This is a genomic window from Kribbella sp. NPDC049584, from assembly GCF_040675555.1.
In the GTDB taxonomy this organism is placed as follows: Bacteria; Actinomycetota; Actinomycetes; order Propionibacteriales; family Kribbellaceae; genus Kribbella.
Window position 1 is genome coordinate 141027 of sequence record NZ_JBFAPF010000008.1, and the last position, 20793, is coordinate 161819.

A 20793-nucleotide genomic window follows, 5' to 3' on the forward strand; every position below is an offset into this window, starting at 1 on the left:
ATCCTCAGCCCATCACAATCGTCCGGCGTCGGCGGGCTGACGCTCGCCGGGCCGGGGAGCCGGCGATTGTGATGGCCTGGGCACCCGGAACGCGAGCACCAGGACGATGGCGCCGACCAGGACGATGCCGGCACCGACCAGGGCCGCGACGTGCATCGCGTGGATGAACGCGTCGTTCGCGGCCTTCACCAACTCCGGGCGGTCGAGCGTTCCCGCCACGTGCCGGGTCGCCTCGGCCGACGTACCGGCGGCATCCGGGAGGCCGACGAGCGACGGCGCGATCCGGTGCTGGTACGTCGAGGAGACGATCGTGCCGAGAATGGCGACCCCGAGCACGCTGCCGACCTGGCGAAGGACGTTGTTGACGGCCGACCCGGCACCCATGCGATCGAGCGGAAGCGTCGCCAGTACTGCGGTCGTGGTCGGGGCGGTGGTCATACCGATGGACAGGCCCACGAGTGCGCCGACGACTCCGACCCACACCAGCGAGGTGTCGACGTCGTAGAGCAGGTTCATCGAGGAGCTCGCAGCCAGCACGAAGACCGCCGTACCCGAGACCTTGGCGACGCCGAACCGGGCCGCCAGCCTCGAACCCAACTGTGAACCGACGATGACACCGCTTGCTGCAGGCAACGACATCAGGCCGGCCGACAGCGCGCTCATCCCGCGGGCGCCCTGCAAGTAGAACGCGAGGTAGAAACTCTGGCCGGTCAGTAGAAGGAACACGACCGCCAAGGTGAAGTTGCCGGCCGCGAACCGGCGGTTGCGGAACAGGCGCGGATCGAAGCTCGGCTCCCGTTCCCGCCACTCGGAGAAGATGAATCCGGCGAGCAGGACGAGGCCGGCCGCGATACTCGCCCACACTTGCCAGCGGTTCCAGCCGCCCTGATGGCCGCCTTCGATCAATCCGTACGAGAGGCCGAGCAGACCGAGGGTCGACAGGCCGAGGCCGAGCGGGTCGAGGCGGCGGCGCTGTGGACTTCGTGGGTTCGGCAGGACGAGTGCGGCGCCGACCAGGCCGAACGCGACGATCGGCAGGTTGATGGTGAAGACCGAACCCCACCAGAAGTGGTCGATCAGCAGGCCGCCGAGCACCGGGCCGACGGCGACGCCGACACCGGCCGACGAGCCCCAGACCGCGATCGCGCCGGCCCGGCGCGCCGGTGGGAACGTCCAGCCGATGATCGCCATCGACGTCGGCATGATCAGCGCGCCGCCGAGGCCCATCGCGGCGCGAGCCAGGACGAGCGCGACCGGTCCGGTGGCCCAGGCGGCCCAGGCCGAGGCGCCGCCGAAGATCAGCAGACCGAGCATGAGGATGGTCCGGTGGCCGTAGCGGTCACCGAGTGCACCGGCCAGAAACAGCGCGGTGGCGAAGAGCAATGAGTAGATGCCGACGGCCCACTGGAGTTGGCCGGGCGTGGCGCCGAGGCCGTCGACGGGGTCGGCCAGGCGTTCGAGAGCGATACCGAGAACGGTCGAGTCGATCCAGATCAGGACAGCCGAGACGACCAGGATGGCGAGGATGCGGCGTTGCCGCCGCTCCGGGATGGGGTCGATGGAGGACACGAAATCTCCTATGATTGTCAGGACCCTGACGAGATCTCGATCATCCTCGATTGACAGGAACCTGTCAATCTCCTTTTCGTGTCCGCTCGCGGACCCGGGCAGAATGGGGAGCATGGACTCCTATGGCGACGACGGCTGCGTGACGTTCCTCGTCCGGCACGCCTGGCTGAGCATGCGCTCCGTGCTCGCCGAGGCGCTCGACGAGCACGGGCTGTCGGTGCAGCAGTACGGGACGCTGCTCTGCGTGCGGAAGGATCCGGGTCTGACCATCGCCGACGTCGGCCGGGTGGTCGGCACCACGCGGCAGTCGGCCAACGAGCTGATCACCGGGATGGAGCGGGCCGGACTGGTCGAGCGCAGGCCGAACCCGAAGGACCGGCGTACCCAGCAGATCCACCTGACCGACGCCGGAGCCCGCCGTCTCGACGAGGCGACCCCGGCGATCCGCAAGGTCGAGGACGAGCTCGAAGCCTCGTTCACCGCGGCCGACCGCTCAGCCGCGCGCGCCTGGCTTGCACACATGGTCACGGCCGTCGAAGGCTAGGGTCCGTCTCGGGGGACGTACCCTCAATGAATGCGCGCACACGCTGAGCGGTTGGACGGGCTGGGTACGACGATCTTCGCCGAGATGTCCGCGCTTGCGGTGGCGACCGGGTCGGTCAACCTCGGCCAGGGCTTCCCGGACCGCGACGGGCCCGACTCGTTGCTCGAGGACGCGATCGCGGCGATCCGCGCGGGCGCGAACCAGTACCCGCCGGCTCGCGGCGTACCGGCGCTGCGGCAGGCGATCGCGGATCATCAGAAGCGGTTCTACGACCTCGCGTACGACCCGGACACGCAGGTCCTGGTCACCACCGGCGCCACCGAGGCGGTCGCGGCGGCACTGCTCGCGTTCGTGGAGCCGGGCGATGAGGTGATCGCCCTCGAGCCGTACTACGACTCGTACGCCGCCGGCATCGCCTTCGCGGGCGGACGTCGCGTGCCGGTGACGCTGCGCGCACCGTCGTACCGGCTGGATCTGGACGAACTGCGGGCGGCGGTCACGCCGCGGACGAAGGTCCTGCTGATCAACTCCCCGCACAACCCGACCGGCACCGTCCTCACCGATCTCGAACTGCAAGGCATCTGCGACATCGCGATCGAGCACGACCTGGTGGTCATCACCGACGAGGTCTACGAACACCTGGTGTACGACGGGCTCCAACACCGACCGCTGGCGTCGTACGACGGCATGGCGGACCGGACCGTGTCGATCAGCAGCGCCGGCAAGACCTTCGCCGTCACCGGCTGGAAGATCGGCTGGGTGACCGGGTCGCCCGAGGTGGTCACCGCTGTCACGACCGCCAAGCAGTTCCTCACCTTCACGTCCGGCGCCCCGTTCCAGCCCGCCGTCGCCAATGCACTTGCCCTAGGCAACGACTACTTCGATGCCCTCCGCGCCGACCTCCAGTCCCGCCGCGACCTCCTCGCCACCGGCCTCGCCGATCTGGACTTCGAGGTCCACCGCCCCGCCGGCACCTACTTCATCACCACCGACATCCGCCCCCTCGGCCACACCGACGGCATCACCTTCTGCCGCATGCTCCCCGAAAAGACCGGCGTAGTAGCCATCCCCCACCAAGTCTTCTACGACAACCCCACCCCCGGCCGCCCCCTGGTCCGCTGGGCCTTCTGCAAACAACCCGAAGTACTCCAAGAGGCCCTCAACCGCCTCCAGAAACTCTGAGCTGGAACACATGTGACAACTGAGGAACTGCGTGACAGAATGTGATCAGCTCACGAGCGCTGCTCGATCGAGAAGTGAGGCTGGGAACCCCTCCGGAGGGTGGGACCCAGCCTTCGCGTTTTCTAGCGCACCTCGACATCGTGCCGGGTGAGAATCTCCTCGATCGCGAGCATCCAGCGAGGCTCTCCCAAGTTGGCAGCCGTCACCGCACCGGCCACCGCATCCGGTAGCCACAGCATCGGTTCCTCTTTAGGCCGAGCAAACCCGACCTTCAGGCTGCTCGGCACCAGGCCCTTGCGGCGGGCACTGTCGACCAGCCGGATGTCACGCCGGTCAGGTGCCGTCGAACGCGATTCCAGCCAGACGTCGCCGACCCCGAACACACCCAGTTCGTGCAGCAGCCGCTCCAAGCAGCACCGCCGAGCGCGTTCTTGCTTCGAGCCGAGCAGCGGCGAACCCACGACCACAACCGCGGCCAGGTCCACCCCCGCGATCAGTGCGGCGATCGCGTCGCGCCGCTTGCCAGACTCGTTCGCCCAATGCAGCCGCCCGCTGCGGCCCACGGTGAGCGCTCGGAGCTGCTCCCGCACGTCTTCGCAGGTGGAGGGATCGGCGACTGTCGCGGCCATCGTGTAGTAACCGCCGATGCCCTCGCGGGTGACCACGATCGACTCGTCTACCCATGCGGACAAGGCGAAGTCGGGGGAAGAGTCGCTGGGCATCCACGGATTGTGCAGCAATCCGCACGCATATACGTGGCGTCATCCACACGTGTCGTGGGGCATTGCGGGGCATTCCGGGGCAGATTGGTTAGGGGAGGAACTTGGCGAGGGATTCGGGGTCTCGGGCTATGGCGGTGGTGTTGTCGTCGGCGGTGATGATGGGGCGTTGGATGAGGATGGGGTGGGTGGTCATGGCCTCGATCCAGGTGGGGCGGTGGGCGGGGTCTCGGAGGACGGTGCGGAGGGGTTCGGCCTCGGGCTCGTTGGGGCGGATGAGGTCCCAGGGCTCCAGGTTGAGGCGGGTGAGGACGGCCTCGAGTTCTTCGGCGGTGGGTGGGTCGTCGAGGTAGCGGCGGACGGTGTAGGGGATGCCGGCCTCGTCGAAGGCTTCGGTGGCTGCTCGGCATTTGGAACAGGCGGGGTTGATCCAGATCTCCACTACGGCCTTCCGAACCAGAGTTTGGTGGGGCGTTGGAGCATCAGGATCAGCAGGGTGAGGTGGATGGCGAAGCCGAGGATGCCGGCGGGTAGGGACATTACGCCGCCGGCGACGCCTAGCGCCGCGACCGCGATCAGCATGTAGCGCGACCAGCGGCGGCGCTTGCGGAGGTACAGCGCCGGGACCAGGTAGATGAACGCGCAGATCATCGCGGCCGCGACCGCCACCGGGGCGTTGTCGCGGGAGCCGGTCAGTACTTCGGAGATCTGGTCGCCGGCCGACGTGAGCGTGAGGATCGCCAGCAGCAGGCACATCACACCCAGCCCGATCGCGATCACCGAGGCGATCGTCACCTGCTTGGGCGGAGTCAGCTGACCGCCGTACGTGTCCGGAGCCGCACCGAACAGACCGCTGTACGGTCCTGGCCGCTCCTCGCCCGGCACGTCGCCGCGCTGCTCACTCATCCGGTCCGCTGTTCCTTCCACGTACCCCCTCCCCGATCCTGCCAGATGACCCAAGGAGCGTCCGGGAACTGGCACTGGCTGACCATCGACACGATGTGGGTCGACGAGGCCAAGCGTGGCCTGGGTCTGGGCACCGCGCTGCTCCGGTCGATCGAGGATGAAGGCCGCCGCCGCGGGTGCCGATGGTCCGACGTCACGACCTTCGATTTCCAGGCGCCCGGCTTCTACCGGAACGCGGGGTACATCGAGTACGGCGTCAAGCACGACTACCCGCCCGGACACACGAACTACTTCTTCTGTAAAGACCTCTGACGCACGGTGATGTCGAGGTGCGGAAAGCGCAGGTACGGCGTGACCTCGGCGTACGGCAGGTCACACAGGAAGTGCACCGTCGTACCCGTGGAGCCGTCGTCCCCGACCGGCTCGAGGTCGGTGACCGGGATGCCGTGTTCGTAGCGTTGGGTCCATGAGCCGTTCGCGCGGCGATTGGTGTGGATCAGCCAGTCGCTGAGTGCGGCGACGACGGACATCCCGCACCGCGGATGGCCGTCGGGGAGCAACGGGGCAGCCGGGTCGTCGAAGAAGCGGAGGTCCTTCGTCGCCATGACCGGCTTCTTCACCACGTTGCCGTGCTCGTCGACGCGCGTGTCGGTCCCGCGACCGTTGTCGGCGATCGAGATCGAACCGTCCTCGTGCAGCGTGACCGTGCACTGCCCGCGCTGCCCCGCGGACTCAGCCTCGTCGTCCGCGTAGGCGAGCACTTCGAGCACCAGATGCAGTACGCCGCCGGGCGCGTACCGCTCGCCGTCGGCGCGAATCGCGTCCAGATGGTCCCGGTCGACCGAGGCCGCCCAGTCATGTGTCGTGTTGATCCAGTGCGTCACTTGCCCATTCTCCCCGATTCCTTTCGGCGCCGTGGCCGGTCTATAGAGCAAAGAAAGGAAGAGATATGCGCAAGCTCATTGCCTCGACGCTGGTGACGCTCGACGGGGTTGTCGAGGATCCCAGTGGCTACAGCGGTACGTCGTTCGGCGGATGGGCGCTGCCGTACTTCGGGGAGGAGTCGGTGCGGCTGTCCATCGAGAAGCTGGCGGGCTGCGACTACTTCCTCTGCGGACGTCGTACCTATGAGATGTTCGCGGCCGCGTGGGGCAATGCCGAGGGACCGTATCCCGATCGGCTGCGGAGCCTGAGGAAGTTGGTTGCCTCCAGCACCCTCAAGGGCGATCTGACCTGGAATGCCGAGCTCCTCGAGGGCGATGCGATCGCCGCCCTGAAGCAGCTGAAGGAGCAGGACGGCGGCGACATCATGATGTACGGCAACCCGACCCTGTTCCGCAGCCTGCTCGAGAACGACCTGGTCGACGAGCTCGACCTCATGCTGCTGCCGGTGCTGCTCGGGACGGGTTCGAAGCTGTTCCTGGACGGAACGCCGCCCACGAAGCTCACCCTCGACAGCCACACCGCGTTGGACAACGGCGTGACGATCCTGAGCTACCGGATCTAACGAACAAAGGGCCCGGTCAGGAAGACCGGGCCCTTGTTGTTCTGTCAGGACACCTCGAGGGCGTCCTTTGCTTCGTTGAGCGTGACCTTGACGGTCTCGCCGTCGCGGATCGAGCCGTTGAGCAGCCCGCGAGCCAGCTCGTCACCGATCGCGGACTGGACCAGCCGGCGCAGCGGACGGGCGCCGTACACCGGGTCGTACCCGGTCATCGCCAGCCACTCCATCGCGCCCTCGTCCACCTCGAGCGTGATCCGCCGGTCGGTCAGCCGCCGCTGCAGCGCGGCGATCTGCAGCGCCACGATCTGCGTCAGCTCCTCGCTGCCGAGCGCGTCGAACAGCACGATCTCGTCCAGCCGGTTGATGAACTCGGGCTTGAACGACTGCCGCACGACCGCCATCACCTGGTCGCGCTTGGCCTTGTCGTCCAGCGACATGTCGGCCAGGTACGCCGAACCCAGGTTGCTGGTGAGGATCAGGATCACGTTGCGGAAGTCGACCGTACGACCCTGGCCGTCGGTCAGCCGACCGTCGTCCAGCACCTGCAGCAGGATGTCGAAGACCTCCGGGTGCGCCTTCTCCACCTCGTCGAGCAGGATCACCGAGTACGGACGCCGCCGTACTGCCTCGGTGAGCTGGCCGCCCTCTTCGTACCCGACGTAGCCGGGCGGGGCGCCGACCAGCCGCGCGACGCTGTGCTTCTCGCCGTACTCCGACATGTCGATCCGGACCATCGCCCGCTCGTCGTCGAACAGGAAGTCCGCCAGCGCCTTCGCGAGCTCGGTCTTACCGACACCGGTCGGGCCCAGGAACAGGAACGAACCAGTCGGCCGGTCCGGGTCGGAGATGCCGGCCCGCGCCCGCCGTACGGCGTCGCTCACGGCCTTGACCGCCTCGCGCTGACCGATCAGCCGACGACCCAGCTCGTCCTCCATCCGGAGCAACTTGCCGGTCTCACCCTCGAGCAGCCGTCCGGTCGGGATCCCGGTCCACATCGCGATCACCTCGGCGATCTCGGTCGGACCGACCTCCTCGTTGACCATGGCCTCGGGGCCTTCGGCGACCTCGTCCTCCTCGGACGCCTTCTCGAGCTCCTTGGTGAGCTCGGGAATCTCGCCGTACAGGATCCGCGCCGCGGTCTCCAGGTCGCCGTCGCGCTGGGCACGCTCGGCCTGGCCGCGCAGCTCGTCGATGCGCTCCTTGACCTCACCGACCCGGTTCAGGCCGGACTTCTCGCGCTCCCAGCGAGCCTCGAGGGCGCGCAGCTCCTCCTCGCGGTCGGCGAGATCGGCACGCAGCCGCTCCAGCCGCTCCTGCGACGACGGATCCGCCTCGCGGGACAGCGCGAGCTCCTCCATCTTCAGCCGGTCGACGGTCCGACGGAGCGAGTCGATCTCGACCGGGGACGAGTCGATCTCCATCCGCAGCCGGGACGCAGCCTCGTCGACCAGGTCGATCGCCTTGTCGGGAAGCTGTCGGCCGGAAATGTAGCGGTGCGACAACGTGGCCGCGGCAACCAGCGCAGAGTCGGAGATGGCGACCTTGTGGTGCGCCTCGTACCGCTCCTTCAGACCGCGCAGGATCGCGATCGAGTCCTCGACCGAGGGCTCGCCGACGAAGACCTGCTGGAACCGGCGCTCCAGCGCCGGGTCCTTCTCGATCCGCGTGCGGTACTCGTCCAGCGTCGTGGCGCCGATCATCCGGAGCTCACCACGCGCCAGCATCGGCTTCAGCATGTTGCCGGCGTCCATCGCGCCCTCGCCGGACGCACCGGCGCCGACGACGGTGTGCAGCTCGTCGATGAACGTGATGATCTGACCGTCGGACTCCTTGATCTCGGTCAGCACGGCCTTCAGCCGCTCCTCGAACTCACCGCGGTACTTCGCACCCGCGACCATCGCGCCGAGGTCCAGGCTGATCAGCCGGCGGCCACGCAGCGACTCGGGCACGTCACCGGCCACGATCCGCTGGGCCAGCCCCTCGACGACGGCGGTCTTACCGACGCCGGGCTCACCGATCAACACAGGGTTGTTCTTCGTACGACGGGACAGCACCTGGACCACGCGCCGGATCTCGGAGTCACGGCCGATCACCGGGTCGAGCTTGCCGTCCTTGGCCCGCTCGGTCAGGTCGACGCCGTACTTCTCCAACGTCTTCGTGGTGCCTTCAGCCTCCGGGGAAGTGATCCGGCGGTTGCCCCGCATCTGGTCGAACGCCTGCAGCAGCGCGTCCGCGGTCACGCCGAGCGCGGTCTTGGCCACACCCTCGACGGTCGCGAGCGCGATCAGCATGTGCTCGGTGGAGACGTACTCGTCCCCGAGCCCGAGGGCCCGCTGCTCTGCCTGGTTCAGCACGTCGCCGGTCTTCGGCGACAGGCTCGGCGCCTGCACGCTGCCACCGCTCGCCTTCGGGAGCCGGCTCAGCTGCGCGGCAGTCCGCTGGCGTACGGCGTCAACGTCGCCGCCGGCTGCCTCGAGCAGGCCGATCGTCGTCCCCTCGGGCTGCGCGAGCAGCGCGGACAGCAGGTGAATCGGTTCCACGGTCGGGTTGCCCGCCGCGGACGTCTGACGGATCGCGACCGACAGGGTTTCCCGGGCCAGCGTCGTCAACCGCTGAACGTCCATCTATTTCCAGCCTTTCCAGCTCAACTAACAGGTCTCACCAGACACAACCTATCTAAACTTGAGTCCATTCCACTCAACTCTAGAAAAATCCAGGGATGAATCAGGGGTGACGCCACCAGGCGCCACCCCTCGATCACAGACGGTGAACAACTGCCGACAGGCGACGCCTACCGGTTGAGCGGGATGCTGCTGCTCTACGTGCTGAACTCGGAGGCGCGCATCCGGTAGACCTGCAGGTTCAGGTCGTAGTACTTGTCGGTCTCGCCGACCCACTGCATGCCGAGGCGTTTCGCGGTCGCGATCGCGCGCTTGTTGTTCGGCCGGGCGACCGCGAACAGTTCGTCGACGTCGCCCTCCTTGAACGCCCAGCTCATCAGCCCGCGGCTGGCCTCGGTCGCGTATCCGTTGCCCCAGGCGCTCGGTCGCAACTGCCAGCCGATCTCCAGATCCTCCTCGTACGGCGGGAGCAGCCGGATCAGCAACGCACCGACGATCTCACCGTCGTCGCGACGCGCGACCGCCCAGCGGCCGGCCGGAACCACGAAGTTCGGCTGAGCCTCGATCCAGGACTGCAGGATCAACCGCATGGTCGCGGCGTCCGGCACCTTGTCGATGGCCGGTGACAGCCAGGGCGCCACGTCGGCGGAGCCAAAGATCTCCAGCGCGGCGTCGGCGTCGTCTTCCTCCCAGTCCCGGATCAGCAGCCGGTCCGTCTCCAGCTTCAGCGTCACCTCGCCAGAGTATGCGGTCCGTGGCCGCAGACAACAGGTTCGGGAGTGACCGGCAGGTGAACGCACGCAAAGCCTCCGGCCGGTCCGGCCGGAGGCTCTGGTGGAAGAGGCCGCAGGGCGGTCCGCTGACGGACCACCCCGCGGGGTCGAAGGGCGCCGGGGGGAATGACGCGCCTTCGACTGTGGAGGCGTCGCGGGGGAACGACGGCCTCCACCGGAGCCGGAGGACTCCGAGGGTGGGTTTCGGAGTACCTCCGGTGGTCAGGTGAAAACCCCCGAGGTGAAGGATCAGCGAGAGCCGAGTTCCAGGGGCTGGGTGCGGATCCAGCGTGTCGTGGTCTGCTGCCGGCCCATGGCGATCACGTCGCCTGCTGGGCCGGCCGAGAAGACCCGGCTGGTGGCGGTACGCCGGGAGGCGCCGACACCGCGTTGAACCTCGGCCAGAAGCTGGTTGACCCGCTGACGCAGGTCCTCCACCTCCGACTGTAGCGCGAGGATGTGGCGAATTCCCGCGAGGTTGATGCCCTCTTCCTGCGACAGGTGCTGCACATAGCGCAGCTTCGCCACGTCGTACGCCGAGTACCGCCGGCCGCGGCCGGACGCCCGGCTCGGCACCACAAGGCCGAGCCGGTCGTACTGGCGCAACGTCTGCGGATGCATGCCGGCCAGCTGGGCCGCCACCGAGATCACGTAGATCGGGGTGCGGTCGTCCCAGGTCGGCACCTGGCTGAACGGGATACCCATCACGAACTCCCGAACAACCCGGCCCGCAGATCAGGGTGATCCGACGCGGAGTTGAACTCCTGCAGCTTTTCCTTCTGCTCGTCGGTCAACTCGTGCGGGACCTGCACCTCGAGCGTGAGGAGCAGATCGCCCTTGGTCCCGTCCCGCCGGACCGATCCCTTGCCGCGGACGCGCAGCTTGCTGCCGTTCGCCGTACCGGCCGGGATCCGGACCGTGACGGGCAGGCCGTCGAGGGTCGGAACCTTGATCTCGGCACCCAGCGCCGCCTCGGTGAAGCTCACCGGGACGTTCAGCGTCAGGTGCTCGCCCTGGCGGCCGAAGATCCGGTGCGGCTTGACGTGCACGGTGACGTAGAGGTCGCCCGCCGGGCCACCTCGCTCGCCGGCTGCACCCTTGCCCTTGAGCCGGATCCGCTGGTTGTCCTGCACGCCCGCGGGGATGCGGACCTGCATGGTCTTGCTCGACTGGCCGCGGCCGGAGCCGTGGCAGGTCTCGCACGGCTGGTCGACGACCAGGCCACGACCCTTGCACTCGGTGCACGGCTCGGTCATCGCGAACACGCCGCCCTGCACCGACGTCTGCATACCCGTGCCTTCGCACTTCAGGCAGACCTTCGGCACGGTGCCGTACTTCGCGCCGGTGCCGTGACAGGTCGGGCAGGGTGCGTCGCTGGTCATCCGGAGCCCGACCGTGACACCGTTCACGGCCTCGGCGAACTCGATCGTCGCCTCGGTCTCGATGTCCTGGCCACGCCGCGGACGGGCCGTCGTCGAGGTGGTCGTGCGCTGGCCACCACCGCCGAACATGCCGCCCAGGATGTCGCCGAGCCCGCCACCGCCGCTGCCGGAGCCGCTGCGGTTGAACAGGTCGCCGACGTCGAAGTTGAACCCGCCGCCGCCCTGACCGCTGCCGGTCGGCATCCGGAAGCCGCCGCTGCCGAACAGCCGGCGCGCCTCGTCGTACTCCTTGCGCTTCTTCGGGTCGCCGACGACGTCGTACGCCTCGGAGACCTCCTTGAACTTCGCCTCCGCTGACGCGTCACCGGCGTTGGAGTCGGGGTGGTACTTGCGCGCCAGCTTGCGGTAGGACTTCTTGATCTCGTCGGCCTCGGCGGTCTTGGAGACGCCGAGAACCTTGTAGAAGTCCTTCTCGAGCCAGTCCTTCGTGCTCATCTGACGCCTCCCCTCCCGTCGTGGTCGTTACTCCGCGGACCTGTCCGCGTCATCATCTGTGCTCTCCGCCGGTCCGTCGGCCTTCGCCGCGTCGGCCGGCAGTTGTTCGGTCGGCTCCGAAACGGCCACCCGGGCCGCCCGCAGAACCCGCTCACCCAGCCGGTAGCCCGGCTGCATGATCATCGTCGCGGTCGGGCCGTCGACCTCGTCGGAGTAGTTGTGCAGCAGGGCCTCGTGGATCCGCGGGTCGAAGGGGTCGCCCTTCTCGCCGAACTTCACCAGGCCGAGCTTCTCGGTGACGCGCTCCAGCGATTCCGCGACCGCCTTGAACGCACCCTCGAGCTCACCCGCCTCACGGGCCCGGCCGACGTCGTCGAGCGTCCCGAGCAGCTCGGTCAGCACCGAGCCGATCACGAGCTCGCGCGACGCCTCCCGGTCCCGGTCGACGCGGCGCTTGTAGTTGACGTACTCGGCCTGCAGTCGCTGCAGGTCCGCCGTACGCTCCGCGAGCGCTTCGGTCAACAGGGCCTCCTGGGCGGACGGACCGACCAGGTCGGACGGGTCCCGGGGCGGCTGTGCGCCCGGAGTGCCCGGCGTACCCGGCTGGGCGCCGGGCGCGGGAGCCGCTGAATCCGCAGGCTCCCGCGCCGCGCCGGTGTCCGGGTCGATCCGGCGCTTGTCCCGGACGACGGGCTCGCCGTCACCGAACTCGCTGCCAGTGGGTCGATCCGTCACTTGTCCTCCGTCTTGTCCTGCGGCCGGTCCTCGTCCACGATCTCGGCGTCGACGACGTCGTCGTCGTTGCTGGTCGAGCTCTCGTCGGAGGTCGTCTCCTCCGAGGACCCGCCGGCGGCCTGGGCGTTCGCGTACATCGCGGCGCCCATCTTCTGGCTGGACTGGGCGAGCTTCTCCGACGCGGCCTTGATCGCCTCGGCGTCCTCACCCTCGAGGGCCTTCTTCAGCTCCGCGACGCCGTCCTTGACCTCGGTCTTGACGTCGTCGGGGACCTTGTCCTCGTTCTCCTGCAGGAACTTCTCGGTCTGGTAGACCAGGCTCTCGGCCTGGTTCCGGCTCTCGACGGCCTCGCGGCGCCGACGGTCCTCCTCGGCGTACTGCTCGGCGTCCCGGACCATCTGGTCGATGTCGGTCTTCGGCAGCGCGGAGCCACCCGTGACCGTCATCCGCTGCTCCTTGCCGGTGGCCAGGTCCTTGGCGTTCACGTGCACGATGCCGTTCGCGTCGATGTCGAAGGTGACCTCGATCTGCGGCACGTTCCGCGGCGCCGGCGGCAGGCCGGTCAGCTCGAAGTTGCCGAGCGACTTGTTGTCGCGGGCCATCTCGCGCTCGCCCTGGTAGACCTGGATCATCACCGACGGCTGGTTGTCCTCGGCCGTGGTGAAGATCTCCGAGCCCTTGGTCGGGATCGTGGTGTTGCGCTCGATGATCTTGGTGAACACGCCGCCCTTGGTCTCGATACCCAGGCTCAGCGGGGTCACGTCGAGCAGCAGGACGTCCTTGACCTCACCCTTCAGCACACCGGCCTGCAGGGAGGCGCCGACCGCGACGACCTCGTCCGGGTTCACGCCCTTGTTCGGGTCCTTGCCACCGGTCAGCTCCTTGACCAGGTCGGCGACCGCGGGCATCCGGGTCGAACCGCCGACCAGGATCACGTGGTCGATCTTGGCCACGTCGATGCCGGCGTCCTTGATGACGGCCTTGAACGGCGCGCGGGCGCGCTCGAGCAGGTCGTTGGTCATCTTCTGGAACTCTGCCCGGGAGAGCTTCTCCTCCAGGTGCAGCGGGCCGGACTCGGTCAGGCTCAGGTACGGCAGGTGGATCGTGGTCTCGGCCGCGGCGGACAGCTCGATCTTGGCCTTCTCGGCGGCCTCGGTGAGGCGCTGCATGGCCATCTTGTCGCCGGACAGGTCGGTGCCGTTCTTGTTCTTGAACTGGGTCACCAGCCACTGGACGATCCGGTTGTCCCAGTCGTCACCACCGAGGTGGTTGTCACCGCTGGTCGCCTTCACCTCGAAGACGCCGTCACCGATCTCCAGCAGCGACACGTCGAACGTGCCACCACCGAGGTCGAAGACCAGGATGGTCTGCTCGGTGCCCTTGTCCAGGCCGTACGCGAGCGCGGCCGCGGTCGGCTCGTTGACGATCCGGTGCACCTTCAGGCCCGCGATCTCGCCGGCCTCCTTGGTCGCCTGGCGCTGCGCGTCGGAGAAGTACGCCGGCACGGTGATGACCGCGTCGGTGACCTGCTCCCCGAGGTACGCCTCGGCGTCCCGCTTCAGCTTCTGCAGCACGAAAGCGCTGATCTGCTGGGGGGTGAACTTCTTGCCGTCGATGTCGACGCTCCAGCTCTCGCCCATGTGACGCTTGACGGAGCGGATCGTGCGGTCGACGTTCGTGGTGGCCTGGCGCTTCGCCACCTCGCCGACCAGGACCTCGCCGTTCTTGGCGAATGCCACCACCGAGGGCGTCGTGCGCGCTCCCTCGGCGTTGGGGATGACGGTGGGCTCGCCACCTTCCAGTACGGCGATGACGGAGTTCGTCGTACCGAGATCGATTCCGACCGCGCGGGCCATGCTTTACCTCCACGAAGTTGAGTGATGCAGACTCAATGTTGCCCGTTCGTCCGCCTCGGTTCAAATCCGTGACGCAACAAACTTGAGTTCACTGGACTCAACATTGCACATGGCCCGGGTCATTCCCAAGGCCGGGTCCGGATTTCGGGGTCCGGGCCAGGGTGCGGCCAGGGAGACCCCTCCCGGGGAAAGGTTTACCGTGCGACCCTGTCCCTGTGAAACTCCGCGCGATGACTCCCGCCGACTACGGCGCGGTGCTCGCGCTGAACAACGCTGCCGCCGGGCTGGTCGATCCCCTCGGCGCCGACCGGCTCGACTGGCTCCGGCTGATCGCCGCCCACGCCGCGATCATCGACCTGGACGGCAAGCCCGCCGGCTTCGTGCTGACCTTCACCCCGGGTTCGGCGTACGACGGGCTCGAGTTCGACTGGTTCACCCAGACGTACGCGAACCGCTTCCTGCTGATCGAGCGGATCGTCGTCGCGACCGAGCACCGCCGGCAGGGCATCGCGTCGCAGGTCTACCGCGCGATCGAACGCGCCGCCAAGCCGTTCGACCGCGCCGTCGCCCGCGTCCGCACCCACCCCCTCGACGACGGCGGCCTCAGGTTCCATGCCGCCCGCGGCTACATCGAGGTAGGCAAACAACTCCTCCCCGACGGCACCCCGGCCCTCCTCCTCACCAAGGAACTGGCCGACTAAAGCCGCCGCCCGTCGCGCACCCGGCGGACCGGCACCTCCTCCCGTTAGCAGCTACGCGGATCTCCCGCACTGACCAACGTCGCCAAGGCTCGCGCCATCACGCTCAGACCTGGCCTGGTCGATCCACCAAGCCGGGTTTGGTCAGTGTGGGAGATGCACCTGTGGATGGATCACGTCACGCGGGCCGGGATTCGGTCACCATGAAGCTCATGGCAGATGTGGTTGACGTCCTCGGCCGGCGGGGAGGAAGCGCGACGTTCGCCGATCTTCGGGCGCTCGTGTCCGCGCGATCCATCCGGAACGCGCTGGATTCGGGTCAGATCCGTCGGGTCGCGAAGGGCGTCTACGCCCTGCCGGATGCACCACCCGCGTTGATCGCGGCTCGCAGCCACGGCGGTGTCGTGTCTCATCTCAGTGCTGCACAGCACTGGGGTCTCGGGGTCGTCAACCGACCGGTGTTGCCACACGTCACCCTGGAGCCGGCTCGTGTTCGACGCCGGACCGGACTCCCGTGCATCTTGCACTGGGCGTCGGTACCCGCACTGGACGACGTCACGACCCCGCTCCGTACGGTGCTCGATTGTCTGCGCACCCTGCCGATGGGGGAGGCACTCGCGGTGGCGGATTCGGCGCTGCGTTCGGGATGCGTCGAGCAGGACGAGCTTCTCGACGCCGCGGCGAAGCTGCGCGGTCCGCATCGTAAACGCATTCTCCGGGCTGCCGCACTCGCCGATGGGCGGTCGGAATCGGTGCTGGAGTCGGCGCTGCGGGCCCTTCTGATCGAGCGGCGAATCGAGGGCTTCGTCCAAAGGTAGTCGTCCAGGACGGCCAGTTCTCGGCACGATTGGACCTGGCGAATCCCGCCTGCCGCCTCGGTCTGGAGGCGGAGGGGTTCGAGCATCATGGCACCCGCCGAGCTCTGGTGAAGGACTGCCGCAGGCACGTCAACCTGGCCATCCGCGGGTGGACGATCCTTCGGTTCACCTGGGAGGACGTGATGTTCGACGGGGATTGGGTCGTTGATGCCGTCGAACGGGCAGGCGGACGCCAGCCACTGACCATGCACGCCTTGCGGGCGGCTTGATCAAGGAGTTGAGCGTGCAGTTGCCGTTTCGGTCGAGGTTGATCAGTGCGGGGCGTCCCCTCAAACCGGCCGGCCGGCGATGAAGGTTTGGGTTATGAGGGGGACGCCGGGGCGGTAGGAGAGGTGTAGGTGGGAGGGGGCGTCGAGGACGGCTAGGTCGGCTCGAGCGCCGGGGGTCAGGTGGCCTCGGTCCGGGCGGCGGAGGGAGGCGGCGCCGCCGGCGGTGGCGGACCAGAGGGCTTCGGCGGGGGTCATGTGCATCTCGCGGACTGCGAGGGCGATGCAGAAGGGCATCGAGGAGGAGTAGCCGGACCCGGGATTGCAGTCGGTGGCCAGGGCTACGGTGACGCCGGCGTCCAAGAGGCGGCGGGCGTTGGGGTACGGCGAGCGAGTGGAGAACTCGATCGCGGGCAGGAGCCCGGCGACTACGCCTGCCGAGGCCAGGGCGTCGATGTCGGCGTCGGTCAGATACGTGCAGTGGTCCGCAGAGGCGGCACCGACCTCGCAGGCCAGTTGTACGCCGGGACCCTCGCCGAGTTGGTTCGCGTGGACCCGGGGCTGGAGGCCGCGGGCGATGCCGGCCCGCAGGATCGTGCGGCCCTGATCTGCGTCGAAGGCGCCGCGCTCGACGAAGACGTCGATCCACTTCGAGTGCTTCGCGGCCGCGTCGAGCATCGGGCCGGTCACGAGCTCCACGTAGCCGGCCGGATCGTCTGCGTACTCCGACGGCACGACATGCGCCCCGAGGTACGTCGTCTCGTCGGTGAACTGGCGCGCGATCTCGAGGTCACGGGCCTCGTCGGCCACCGTGAGCCCGTAGCCGGACTTGATCTCGACCGTGGTGGTGCCCTGCCGGCGCATCTCGGTGACGAGGCGGGACACGTTCGCGGTCAGCTGTTCGTCGGTGGCTTCGCGGGTCGCGGCGACGGTGGTGCGGATGCCGCCGGCGGAGTACGGCGTACCTGTCATCCGGGCGGCGAACTCCTCGGAGCGATCGCCCGCGAAGACCAGGTGCGAGTGCGAGTCGACGAAGCCGGGGATGACGGCTCGGCCGCCGAGATCGAGCGCTCCATCGGCCGCTGGTGCGTCACGGCGCGAGCCGACCCAGGCGACGTTGGCGCCGTCGATGACGAGGGCTGCGTCGTGGAGCTCGCCGAGGAGACCGCCGTGCGTGGGGTCGTTGGTCACCAGCGAGCCGATATTGGTGAGCAGGAGTGAGGTCATCGGATCACCGCCGCGATCGATGTCGTCAGCTGCGCCGGGACGTCCAGGTGCATGTGCTTGCCATCAGCAACCAAATGGTTGCCTGAGACGACTACATCCGAGACGTCGGCGGCAGTGGCGGCGAAGACTGCGGTCTCCGCGCTGCCGCCGGTGCCGGCGGTGCGGACGGTGTCCAGGCGGACGGCTACCAGGTCGGCGCGGGCCCCGACCCGGATCGCGCCCGCGTCTTCGAAGCCGATCGAGCGATGGCCGTCGACGGTGGCCGCCTTGAGGAGTTCGGCGGCGGACCAGTGGCCGCGTTCCTGGGTGGCGAGGCGTTCGTTCAGCTCGACGGCTCGCATCTCCTCGAAGAGGTCGATGATCGCGTGACTGTCGGAGCCGAGCGTCAGCGGCGATCCCGCACCACGCAGTTGCACGGACGGCCCGATGCCGTCGGCGAGGTCGCGTTCGGTGGTCGGGCAGAAGCAGGAGTACGTCGCGGAGCTGCCGAGCAGTCCGACGTCGACATCGGTGAGATGCGTGGCGTGGACCGCACTCGTCCGCCCGCTGAGGAACCCGGCCTCGTCGAGCACCTGCGCCGGCGTCCGTCCGTACGCCTTGAGACAAGCCGCGTTCTCCGCGACCTGCTCGGAGAGATGAATATGGAGCGGTACGTCGGGAAACGCCGACGCGACCGCACCGAGTTGATCCTGCGGCACGCCCCGCACCGAGTGGGCGGCCGCGCCGATCACGACGTCATCGTCACCGCTCAACTGGGCGACCCGGGCAGCCCACGCAGTCGCGTCGCCGTCACTGAAGCGTTGCTGGACCTCGTTGAGTGGCTCGTCGATGCCGCCGGCGACATAGCAGGTGTCGAGGAGCGTGATCCGGATGCCGACGTCACGCGCGGCCGCGATCAGCGCCAGGCCCATCGCGTTCGGGTCGTCGTACCGCCTGCCGCCGGGCGCGTGGTGGAGGTAGTGGAACTCCCCGACCGCGGTGATGCCGGCTAGCAGCATCTCGCCGTACACAGCGCGAGCTAGGTCGTAATACGTGTCCGGGGTGAGCGCGGCGGCGACGGCGTACATCTGCTCGCGCCAGGTCCAGAACGTGCCGCGCTCGGTCTGCGTCCGGCCGCGGAGCGCGCGGTGGAACGCGTGGCTGTGGCAGTTCGCCAGGCCCGGGATGACGAGTCCGTTGAGGACCTGCGCGTCGCCCGGAGCCGCGTCCGGTTCGACCGAGGTGAAGCGGCCGTCCGATGTCGTCACCAGGACGCCGCGCGCGAGGCCGGTCGGGAGGATCGCGGTCTCACACCAGTACGACGTCACTTCGCAAGGTCCTTCAGTACTGCGGCCAATGCCTCCACGCCCGCGAGACAGTCGTCCTGCTCGGCGTACTCGGCGGGGGAATGGGAGATGCCGGTCGGGTTGCGGACGAACAGCATCGCGGTCGGGATGCCGGCGTCCGAGAACACGCCCGCGTCGTGGCCGGCGCCGGTCGGCAGGACCGGGGCGCCGTCGAGTACGCCGACCAGCCGGTCGCGCAGGCCGGTCGGGAAGTTGACGATCGGCGAGACCGATTCCGGGGTGACCTCGAGCGTGGTGCCGTCGCGTTCGGCGCGTTCGGCGGCTTGCCTGGTGATTGCTGCCAGCAACAATTCGAGGGTTGCGGTGTCGGCGGCTCGCGCGTCCAGCCAGGCGGTCACCTGCGACGGTACGGCGTTGGTGCCGTTGGGCTCGACCGATACCCGGCCGAAGGTGGCGCGGGCGCCGGCCAGGCGGGCCTGCTTGTTGGCGGCGAGGGCGGTCATCGCGTAAGTGAGCATCGGGTCGTGGCGGTCTTCCATCAGCGTGGTGCCGGCGTGGTTGGCCTCACCACCGAACGTGAACCTGTACCGCCCGTGCGGCCAGATCGAGCTGGCCACACCCACCGGCGCCGTCAACCCGCGCCCTTGCTCCACGTGCAACTCGACAAACGTCCCCATCCGCCCGATCAGGGGCGAGGGCCCAACTCCCGCCGGATCGATTCCCGACTGCTCCAGAGCAACCGCCAACGGGACGCCGGTCCGGTCCGTCAGAGCCAACGCCTTCTCGGCCGACAACACACCGGCCGCCACCCGAGAGCCCAAACAAGGCATCCCGAACCGGGACCCTTCCTCCTCCACGAACGCGCCCACGCCAATAGGCACGCTGGGCTCAAATCCCTCCGCCCGCAACCGATCAACCGCCGCCAGCGCAGACACCACCCCCAGCGGCCCGTCAAAAGCCCCACCATCAATCACAGAATCCAGATGGCTCCCAGTCACCACCCCCAGGCGGGAAGCCGGCCCTCCGGCCGGCTCCCCGCGCGGTTCCCACCAGGCGATCAGGTTGCCTATGCCGTCGGATTCGACGGGTAGGCCGCGGGTGGCGCACTGGTCAAGGAACCAGTGCGTCGCCTCGCGTTCGGTGGGGGTCCAGCCGCCTCGGGTGTAACCGCCGGTTTCGGGGTTGCGGCCGATGGCGGACTGGTCGGCCCAGAGGGATTCGAAGCTCAAGACAGCGGGTTCTTCGACAGCCAGTCCTTGGCGACCGCGTCCGCGCTCTCCTTGCCGACGTCGATCCGCTTGACCAGGTCGGTCAGCGTATCCGTGGTCAGCTTAGCGTCGACCGCGTTCAGCGTGGCGACGACGTCGTCGGACTTGTGGTCGGTCCGGATCAACGGAACGATGTTGTTCGGCGGCAGGATGTGCTCCGGGTCCTCCAGCTGGACCCAGCCCTTGTCCTTGATGACCGCCTGGGTGGTGAACAGGTCGGTGACCTGGATGGTGTTGTCCTCGAGCGCCTTGATGCTCAGCGGACCACCGGCGTCGAGGGTCTTGTAGTCCTTGAACTCGACGCCGTACTTCTCCTTCATGCCCTTCAGCCCGGCGGTCCGGACCTTGAACTCGGAGCTACCGCCCGCGACCAGGTTCTTGTCCTTCAGGTCGCCGATCGACTTCAGGCTGTACTTGTCCGCTGTCGCCTTGGTCACCACGATGGTGTCCTCGTCGGTCGCCGGCGACATCTCGAGGATCTCCAGACCGGGCGTCAGCGCCTTCTTCAGCGCGTCGTACGCCTTCTGCGGGTCGGTCTCGGTGGAGTTCTTGTCGAAGTACGCCAGCGAGGCGCCGGTGTACTCCGGCACCAGGTCGACGGACCCGTCCTTGATCGCGGCCATGTAGGTCTCGCGGTTGCCGATGTTCGGCTTCTTCTTCACCTCGATGCCCTTGGCGGCCAGCGCCTGGCCGTAGATCTCCGCGATCAACTGGCTCTCGGAGAAGTCGGCGGACCCGACGGTGATGCTGCTCACCTTCGAGGGCGCCGGCGATTTGCCGGCGTTGTCACTGCCGAGCTGGTCGCCCCCACCCCCACAACCAGCCAGGCCGAGCACCGCCACCCCGGCGATCGCAGTACGGATGAGTGTGGATCTCAACACGAGAGCCTCCAGTGTTCTCGTTCAGCCACCGGCCGGTGCCGATGGATGCATCTCAAGTTCAGC

General features: G+C 68.1%; 22 protein-coding genes. 7 read left to right on the forward strand and 15 right to left on the reverse strand.

All coding sequences use genetic code 11. From position 1 onward, the window contains the following. Positions 1-12: 12 nt before the first annotated feature. Entirely contained in the window at positions 13-1569 is a 1557-nt protein-coding gene (locus tag AB0J62_RS26090; protein WP_363876299.1) for an MFS transporter, read from the reverse strand. Positions 1570-1681: 112 nt separating this feature from the next. Between AB0J62_RS26090 and AB0J62_RS26095 the strand changes: the two genes are divergently transcribed. Both AB0J62_RS26095 and AB0J62_RS26100 read left to right on the forward strand, forming a co-directional pair. Further along, positions 1682-2113 (forward strand): MarR family transcriptional regulator, encoded by a 432-nt coding sequence (locus AB0J62_RS26095; RefSeq protein WP_363876302.1) that lies wholly within the window; start codon positions 1682-1684, stop codon positions 2111-2113. 30 nt (positions 2114-2143) lie between these two features. After that, entirely contained in the window at positions 2144-3295 is a 1152-nt protein-coding gene (locus tag AB0J62_RS26100; RefSeq protein WP_363876305.1) for a pyridoxal phosphate-dependent aminotransferase, read from the forward strand. Between the two features lie 122 nt (positions 3296-3417). Here the strand turns inward: AB0J62_RS26100 and AB0J62_RS26105 are convergent, their stop codons facing one another. The 3 genes from AB0J62_RS26105 to AB0J62_RS26115 form a co-directional block, all read right to left on the reverse strand. Next, entirely contained in the window at positions 3418-4017 is a 600-nt protein-coding gene (locus AB0J62_RS26105; RefSeq protein ID WP_363876308.1) for a hypothetical protein, read from the reverse strand. Positions 4018-4105: 88 nt separating this feature from the next. Next, positions 4106-4456 carry an ArsC/Spx/MgsR family protein gene (locus tag AB0J62_RS26110; protein ID WP_363876311.1) on the reverse strand — a complete coding sequence of 117 codons (351 nt, stop codon included), beginning with the start codon at positions 4454-4456 and terminating at the stop codon, positions 4106-4108. Continuing rightward, the gene (locus tag AB0J62_RS26115) at positions 4456-4920 is read right to left on the reverse strand and encodes a hypothetical protein (RefSeq protein ID WP_363876314.1); all 465 of its coding nucleotides are present in this window, start codon (positions 4918-4920) and stop codon (positions 4456-4458) included. Before AB0J62_RS26115 ends, AB0J62_RS26110 begins: the two co-directional genes overlap by 1 nt. Before the next feature lie 45 nt (positions 4921-4965). Here AB0J62_RS26115 and AB0J62_RS26120 point away from each other — a divergent pair, with 45 nt between their 5' ends. Beyond that, the gene (locus AB0J62_RS26120) at positions 4966-5232 is read left to right on the forward strand and encodes a GNAT family N-acetyltransferase (RefSeq protein ID WP_363876317.1); all 267 of its coding nucleotides are present in this window, start codon (positions 4966-4968) and stop codon (positions 5230-5232) included. Here the strand turns inward: AB0J62_RS26120 and AB0J62_RS26125 are convergent. Next, a complete protein-coding gene (locus AB0J62_RS26125; RefSeq protein WP_363876320.1) occupies positions 5208-5804 on the reverse strand; it encodes a hypothetical protein in 597 nt (198 codons plus the stop codon). The genes AB0J62_RS26120 and AB0J62_RS26125 overlap by 25 nt on opposite strands. Positions 5805-5869: 65 nt before the next feature. Between AB0J62_RS26125 and AB0J62_RS26130 the strand changes: the two genes are divergently transcribed. Continuing rightward, the gene (locus tag AB0J62_RS26130) at positions 5870-6427 is read left to right on the forward strand and encodes a dihydrofolate reductase family protein (protein ID WP_363876323.1); all 558 of its coding nucleotides are present in this window, start codon (positions 5870-5872) and stop codon (positions 6425-6427) included. 44 nt (positions 6428-6471) lie between these two features. Here the strand turns inward: AB0J62_RS26130 and clpB are convergent, their stop codons facing one another. The 6 genes from clpB to dnaK all read right to left on the reverse strand — a co-directional run bounded on the left by clpB (position 6472) and on the right by dnaK (position 14286). Beyond that, positions 6472-9048: an ATP-dependent chaperone ClpB gene (clpB, locus tag AB0J62_RS26135; RefSeq protein ID WP_363876326.1), complete on the reverse strand. Its 2577-nt coding sequence runs from the start codon at positions 9046-9048 to the stop codon at positions 6472-6474. Between the two features lie 194 nt (positions 9049-9242). Beyond that, positions 9243-9779 carry a GNAT family N-acetyltransferase gene (locus AB0J62_RS26140; protein ID WP_363876329.1) on the reverse strand — a complete coding sequence of 179 codons (537 nt, stop codon included), beginning with the start codon at positions 9777-9779 and terminating at the stop codon, positions 9243-9245. Positions 9780-10067: 288 nt separating this feature from the next. Then, positions 10068-10523: a helix-turn-helix transcriptional regulator gene (locus AB0J62_RS26145; RefSeq protein ID WP_134110498.1), complete on the reverse strand. Its 456-nt coding sequence runs from the start codon at positions 10521-10523 to the stop codon at positions 10068-10070. Further along, complete coding sequence (dnaJ, locus tag AB0J62_RS26150) at positions 10523-11695, reverse strand: molecular chaperone DnaJ (RefSeq protein WP_363876333.1); 1173 nt, start codon at positions 11693-11695, stop codon at positions 10523-10525. Before dnaJ ends, AB0J62_RS26145 begins: the two co-directional genes overlap by 1 nt. A 27-nt stretch (positions 11696-11722) precedes the next feature. Beyond that, the gene (gene grpE, locus AB0J62_RS26155; protein WP_134110503.1) at positions 11723-12430 is read right to left on the reverse strand and encodes a nucleotide exchange factor GrpE; all 708 of its coding nucleotides are present in this window, start codon (positions 12428-12430) and stop codon (positions 11723-11725) included. Then, positions 12427-14286 carry a molecular chaperone DnaK gene (gene dnaK / locus AB0J62_RS26160; protein WP_363876337.1) on the reverse strand — a complete coding sequence of 620 codons (1860 nt, stop codon included), beginning with the start codon at positions 14284-14286 and terminating at the stop codon, positions 12427-12429. The genes grpE and dnaK overlap by 4 nt, the downstream gene beginning before the upstream one ends. A gap of 230 nt (positions 14287-14516) precedes the next feature. Here dnaK and AB0J62_RS26165 point away from each other — a divergent pair, with 230 nt between their 5' ends. From AB0J62_RS26165 to AB0J62_RS26175, 3 genes are all read left to right on the forward strand, one after another. Then, the gene (locus AB0J62_RS26165; protein WP_363876340.1) at positions 14517-14987 is read left to right on the forward strand and encodes a GNAT family N-acetyltransferase; all 471 of its coding nucleotides are present in this window, start codon (positions 14517-14519) and stop codon (positions 14985-14987) included. Between the two features lie 209 nt (positions 14988-15196). Beyond that, on the forward strand, positions 15197-15802 hold the full coding sequence (locus tag AB0J62_RS26170) for a type IV toxin-antitoxin system AbiEi family antitoxin domain-containing protein (protein ID WP_363876343.1): 606 nt from the start codon (positions 15197-15199) through the stop codon (positions 15800-15802). Between the two features lie 29 nt (positions 15803-15831). Continuing rightward, on the forward strand, positions 15832-16071 hold the full coding sequence (locus tag AB0J62_RS26175; RefSeq protein ID WP_363876346.1) for a DUF559 domain-containing protein: 240 nt from the start codon (positions 15832-15834) through the stop codon (positions 16069-16071). A gap of 60 nt (positions 16072-16131) precedes the next feature. Here the strand turns inward: AB0J62_RS26175 and hutI are convergent, their stop codons facing one another. Genes hutI through AB0J62_RS26195 form a run of 4 tightly spaced genes read right to left on the reverse strand, consistent with a single transcriptional unit; the run spans position 16132 to position 20730 of the window. Continuing rightward, positions 16132-17295, reverse strand: coding sequence for an imidazolonepropionase (gene hutI / locus AB0J62_RS26180; protein WP_363876349.1), 1164 nt, complete (start codon positions 17293-17295; stop codon positions 16132-16134). Beyond that, on the reverse strand, positions 17292-18602 hold the full coding sequence (locus AB0J62_RS26185; protein WP_363876352.1) for a formimidoylglutamate deiminase: 1311 nt from the start codon (positions 18600-18602) through the stop codon (positions 17292-17294). Before AB0J62_RS26185 ends, hutI begins: the two co-directional genes overlap by 4 nt. Further along, positions 18599-19810, reverse strand: a complete 1212-nt coding sequence (locus AB0J62_RS26190) for an allantoate amidohydrolase (RefSeq protein WP_363876355.1) — start codon at positions 19808-19810, stop codon at positions 18599-18601. Before AB0J62_RS26190 ends, AB0J62_RS26185 begins: the two co-directional genes overlap by 4 nt. Then, the gene (locus AB0J62_RS26195; RefSeq protein ID WP_134110519.1) at positions 19807-20730 is read right to left on the reverse strand and encodes an ABC transporter substrate-binding protein; all 924 of its coding nucleotides are present in this window, start codon (positions 20728-20730) and stop codon (positions 19807-19809) included. The genes AB0J62_RS26190 and AB0J62_RS26195 overlap by 4 nt, the downstream gene beginning before the upstream one ends. Positions 20731-20793: the final 63 nt, after the last annotated feature.

Excerpts from the sequence above, each read along its gene's own strand:
- clpB (WP_363876326.1), bottom strand. The coding sequence starts at position 9,048 with ATGGACGTTCAGCGGTTGACGACGCTGGCCCGGGAAACCCTGTCGGTC.
- AB0J62_RS26120 (WP_363876317.1), top strand. The coding sequence starts at position 4,966 with ATGACCCAAGGAGCGTCCGGGAACTGGCACTGGCTGACCATCGACACG.
- dnaK (WP_363876337.1), bottom strand. The coding sequence starts at position 14,286 with ATGGCCCGCGCGGTCGGAATCGATCTCGGTACGACGAACTCCGTCATC.
- AB0J62_RS26105 (WP_363876308.1), bottom strand. The coding sequence starts at position 4,017 with ATGCCCAGCGACTCTTCCCCCGACTTCGCCTTGTCCGCATGGGTAGAC.
- AB0J62_RS26130 (WP_363876323.1), top strand. The coding sequence starts at position 5,870 with ATGCGCAAGCTCATTGCCTCGACGCTGGTGACGCTCGACGGGGTTGTC.
- AB0J62_RS26100 (WP_363876305.1), top strand. The coding sequence starts at position 2,144 with ATGCGCGCACACGCTGAGCGGTTGGACGGGCTGGGTACGACGATCTTC.
- AB0J62_RS26165 (WP_363876340.1), top strand. The coding sequence starts at position 14,517 with ATGACTCCCGCCGACTACGGCGCGGTGCTCGCGCTGAACAACGCTGCC.
- hutI (WP_363876349.1), bottom strand. The coding sequence starts at position 17,295 with ATGACCTCACTCCTGCTCACCAATATCGGCTCGCTGGTGACCAACGAC.
- AB0J62_RS26145 (WP_134110498.1), bottom strand. The coding sequence starts at position 10,523 with ATGGGTATCCCGTTCAGCCAGGTGCCGACCTGGGACGACCGCACCCCG.
- AB0J62_RS26170 (WP_363876343.1), top strand. The coding sequence starts at position 15,197 with ATGGCAGATGTGGTTGACGTCCTCGGCCGGCGGGGAGGAAGCGCGACG.
- dnaJ (WP_363876333.1), bottom strand. The coding sequence starts at position 11,695 with ATGAGCACGAAGGACTGGCTCGAGAAGGACTTCTACAAGGTTCTCGGC.
- AB0J62_RS26095 (WP_363876302.1), top strand. The coding sequence starts at position 1,682 with ATGGACTCCTATGGCGACGACGGCTGCGTGACGTTCCTCGTCCGGCAC.
- AB0J62_RS26115 (WP_363876314.1), bottom strand. The coding sequence starts at position 4,920 with ATGAGTGAGCAGCGCGGCGACGTGCCGGGCGAGGAGCGGCCAGGACCG.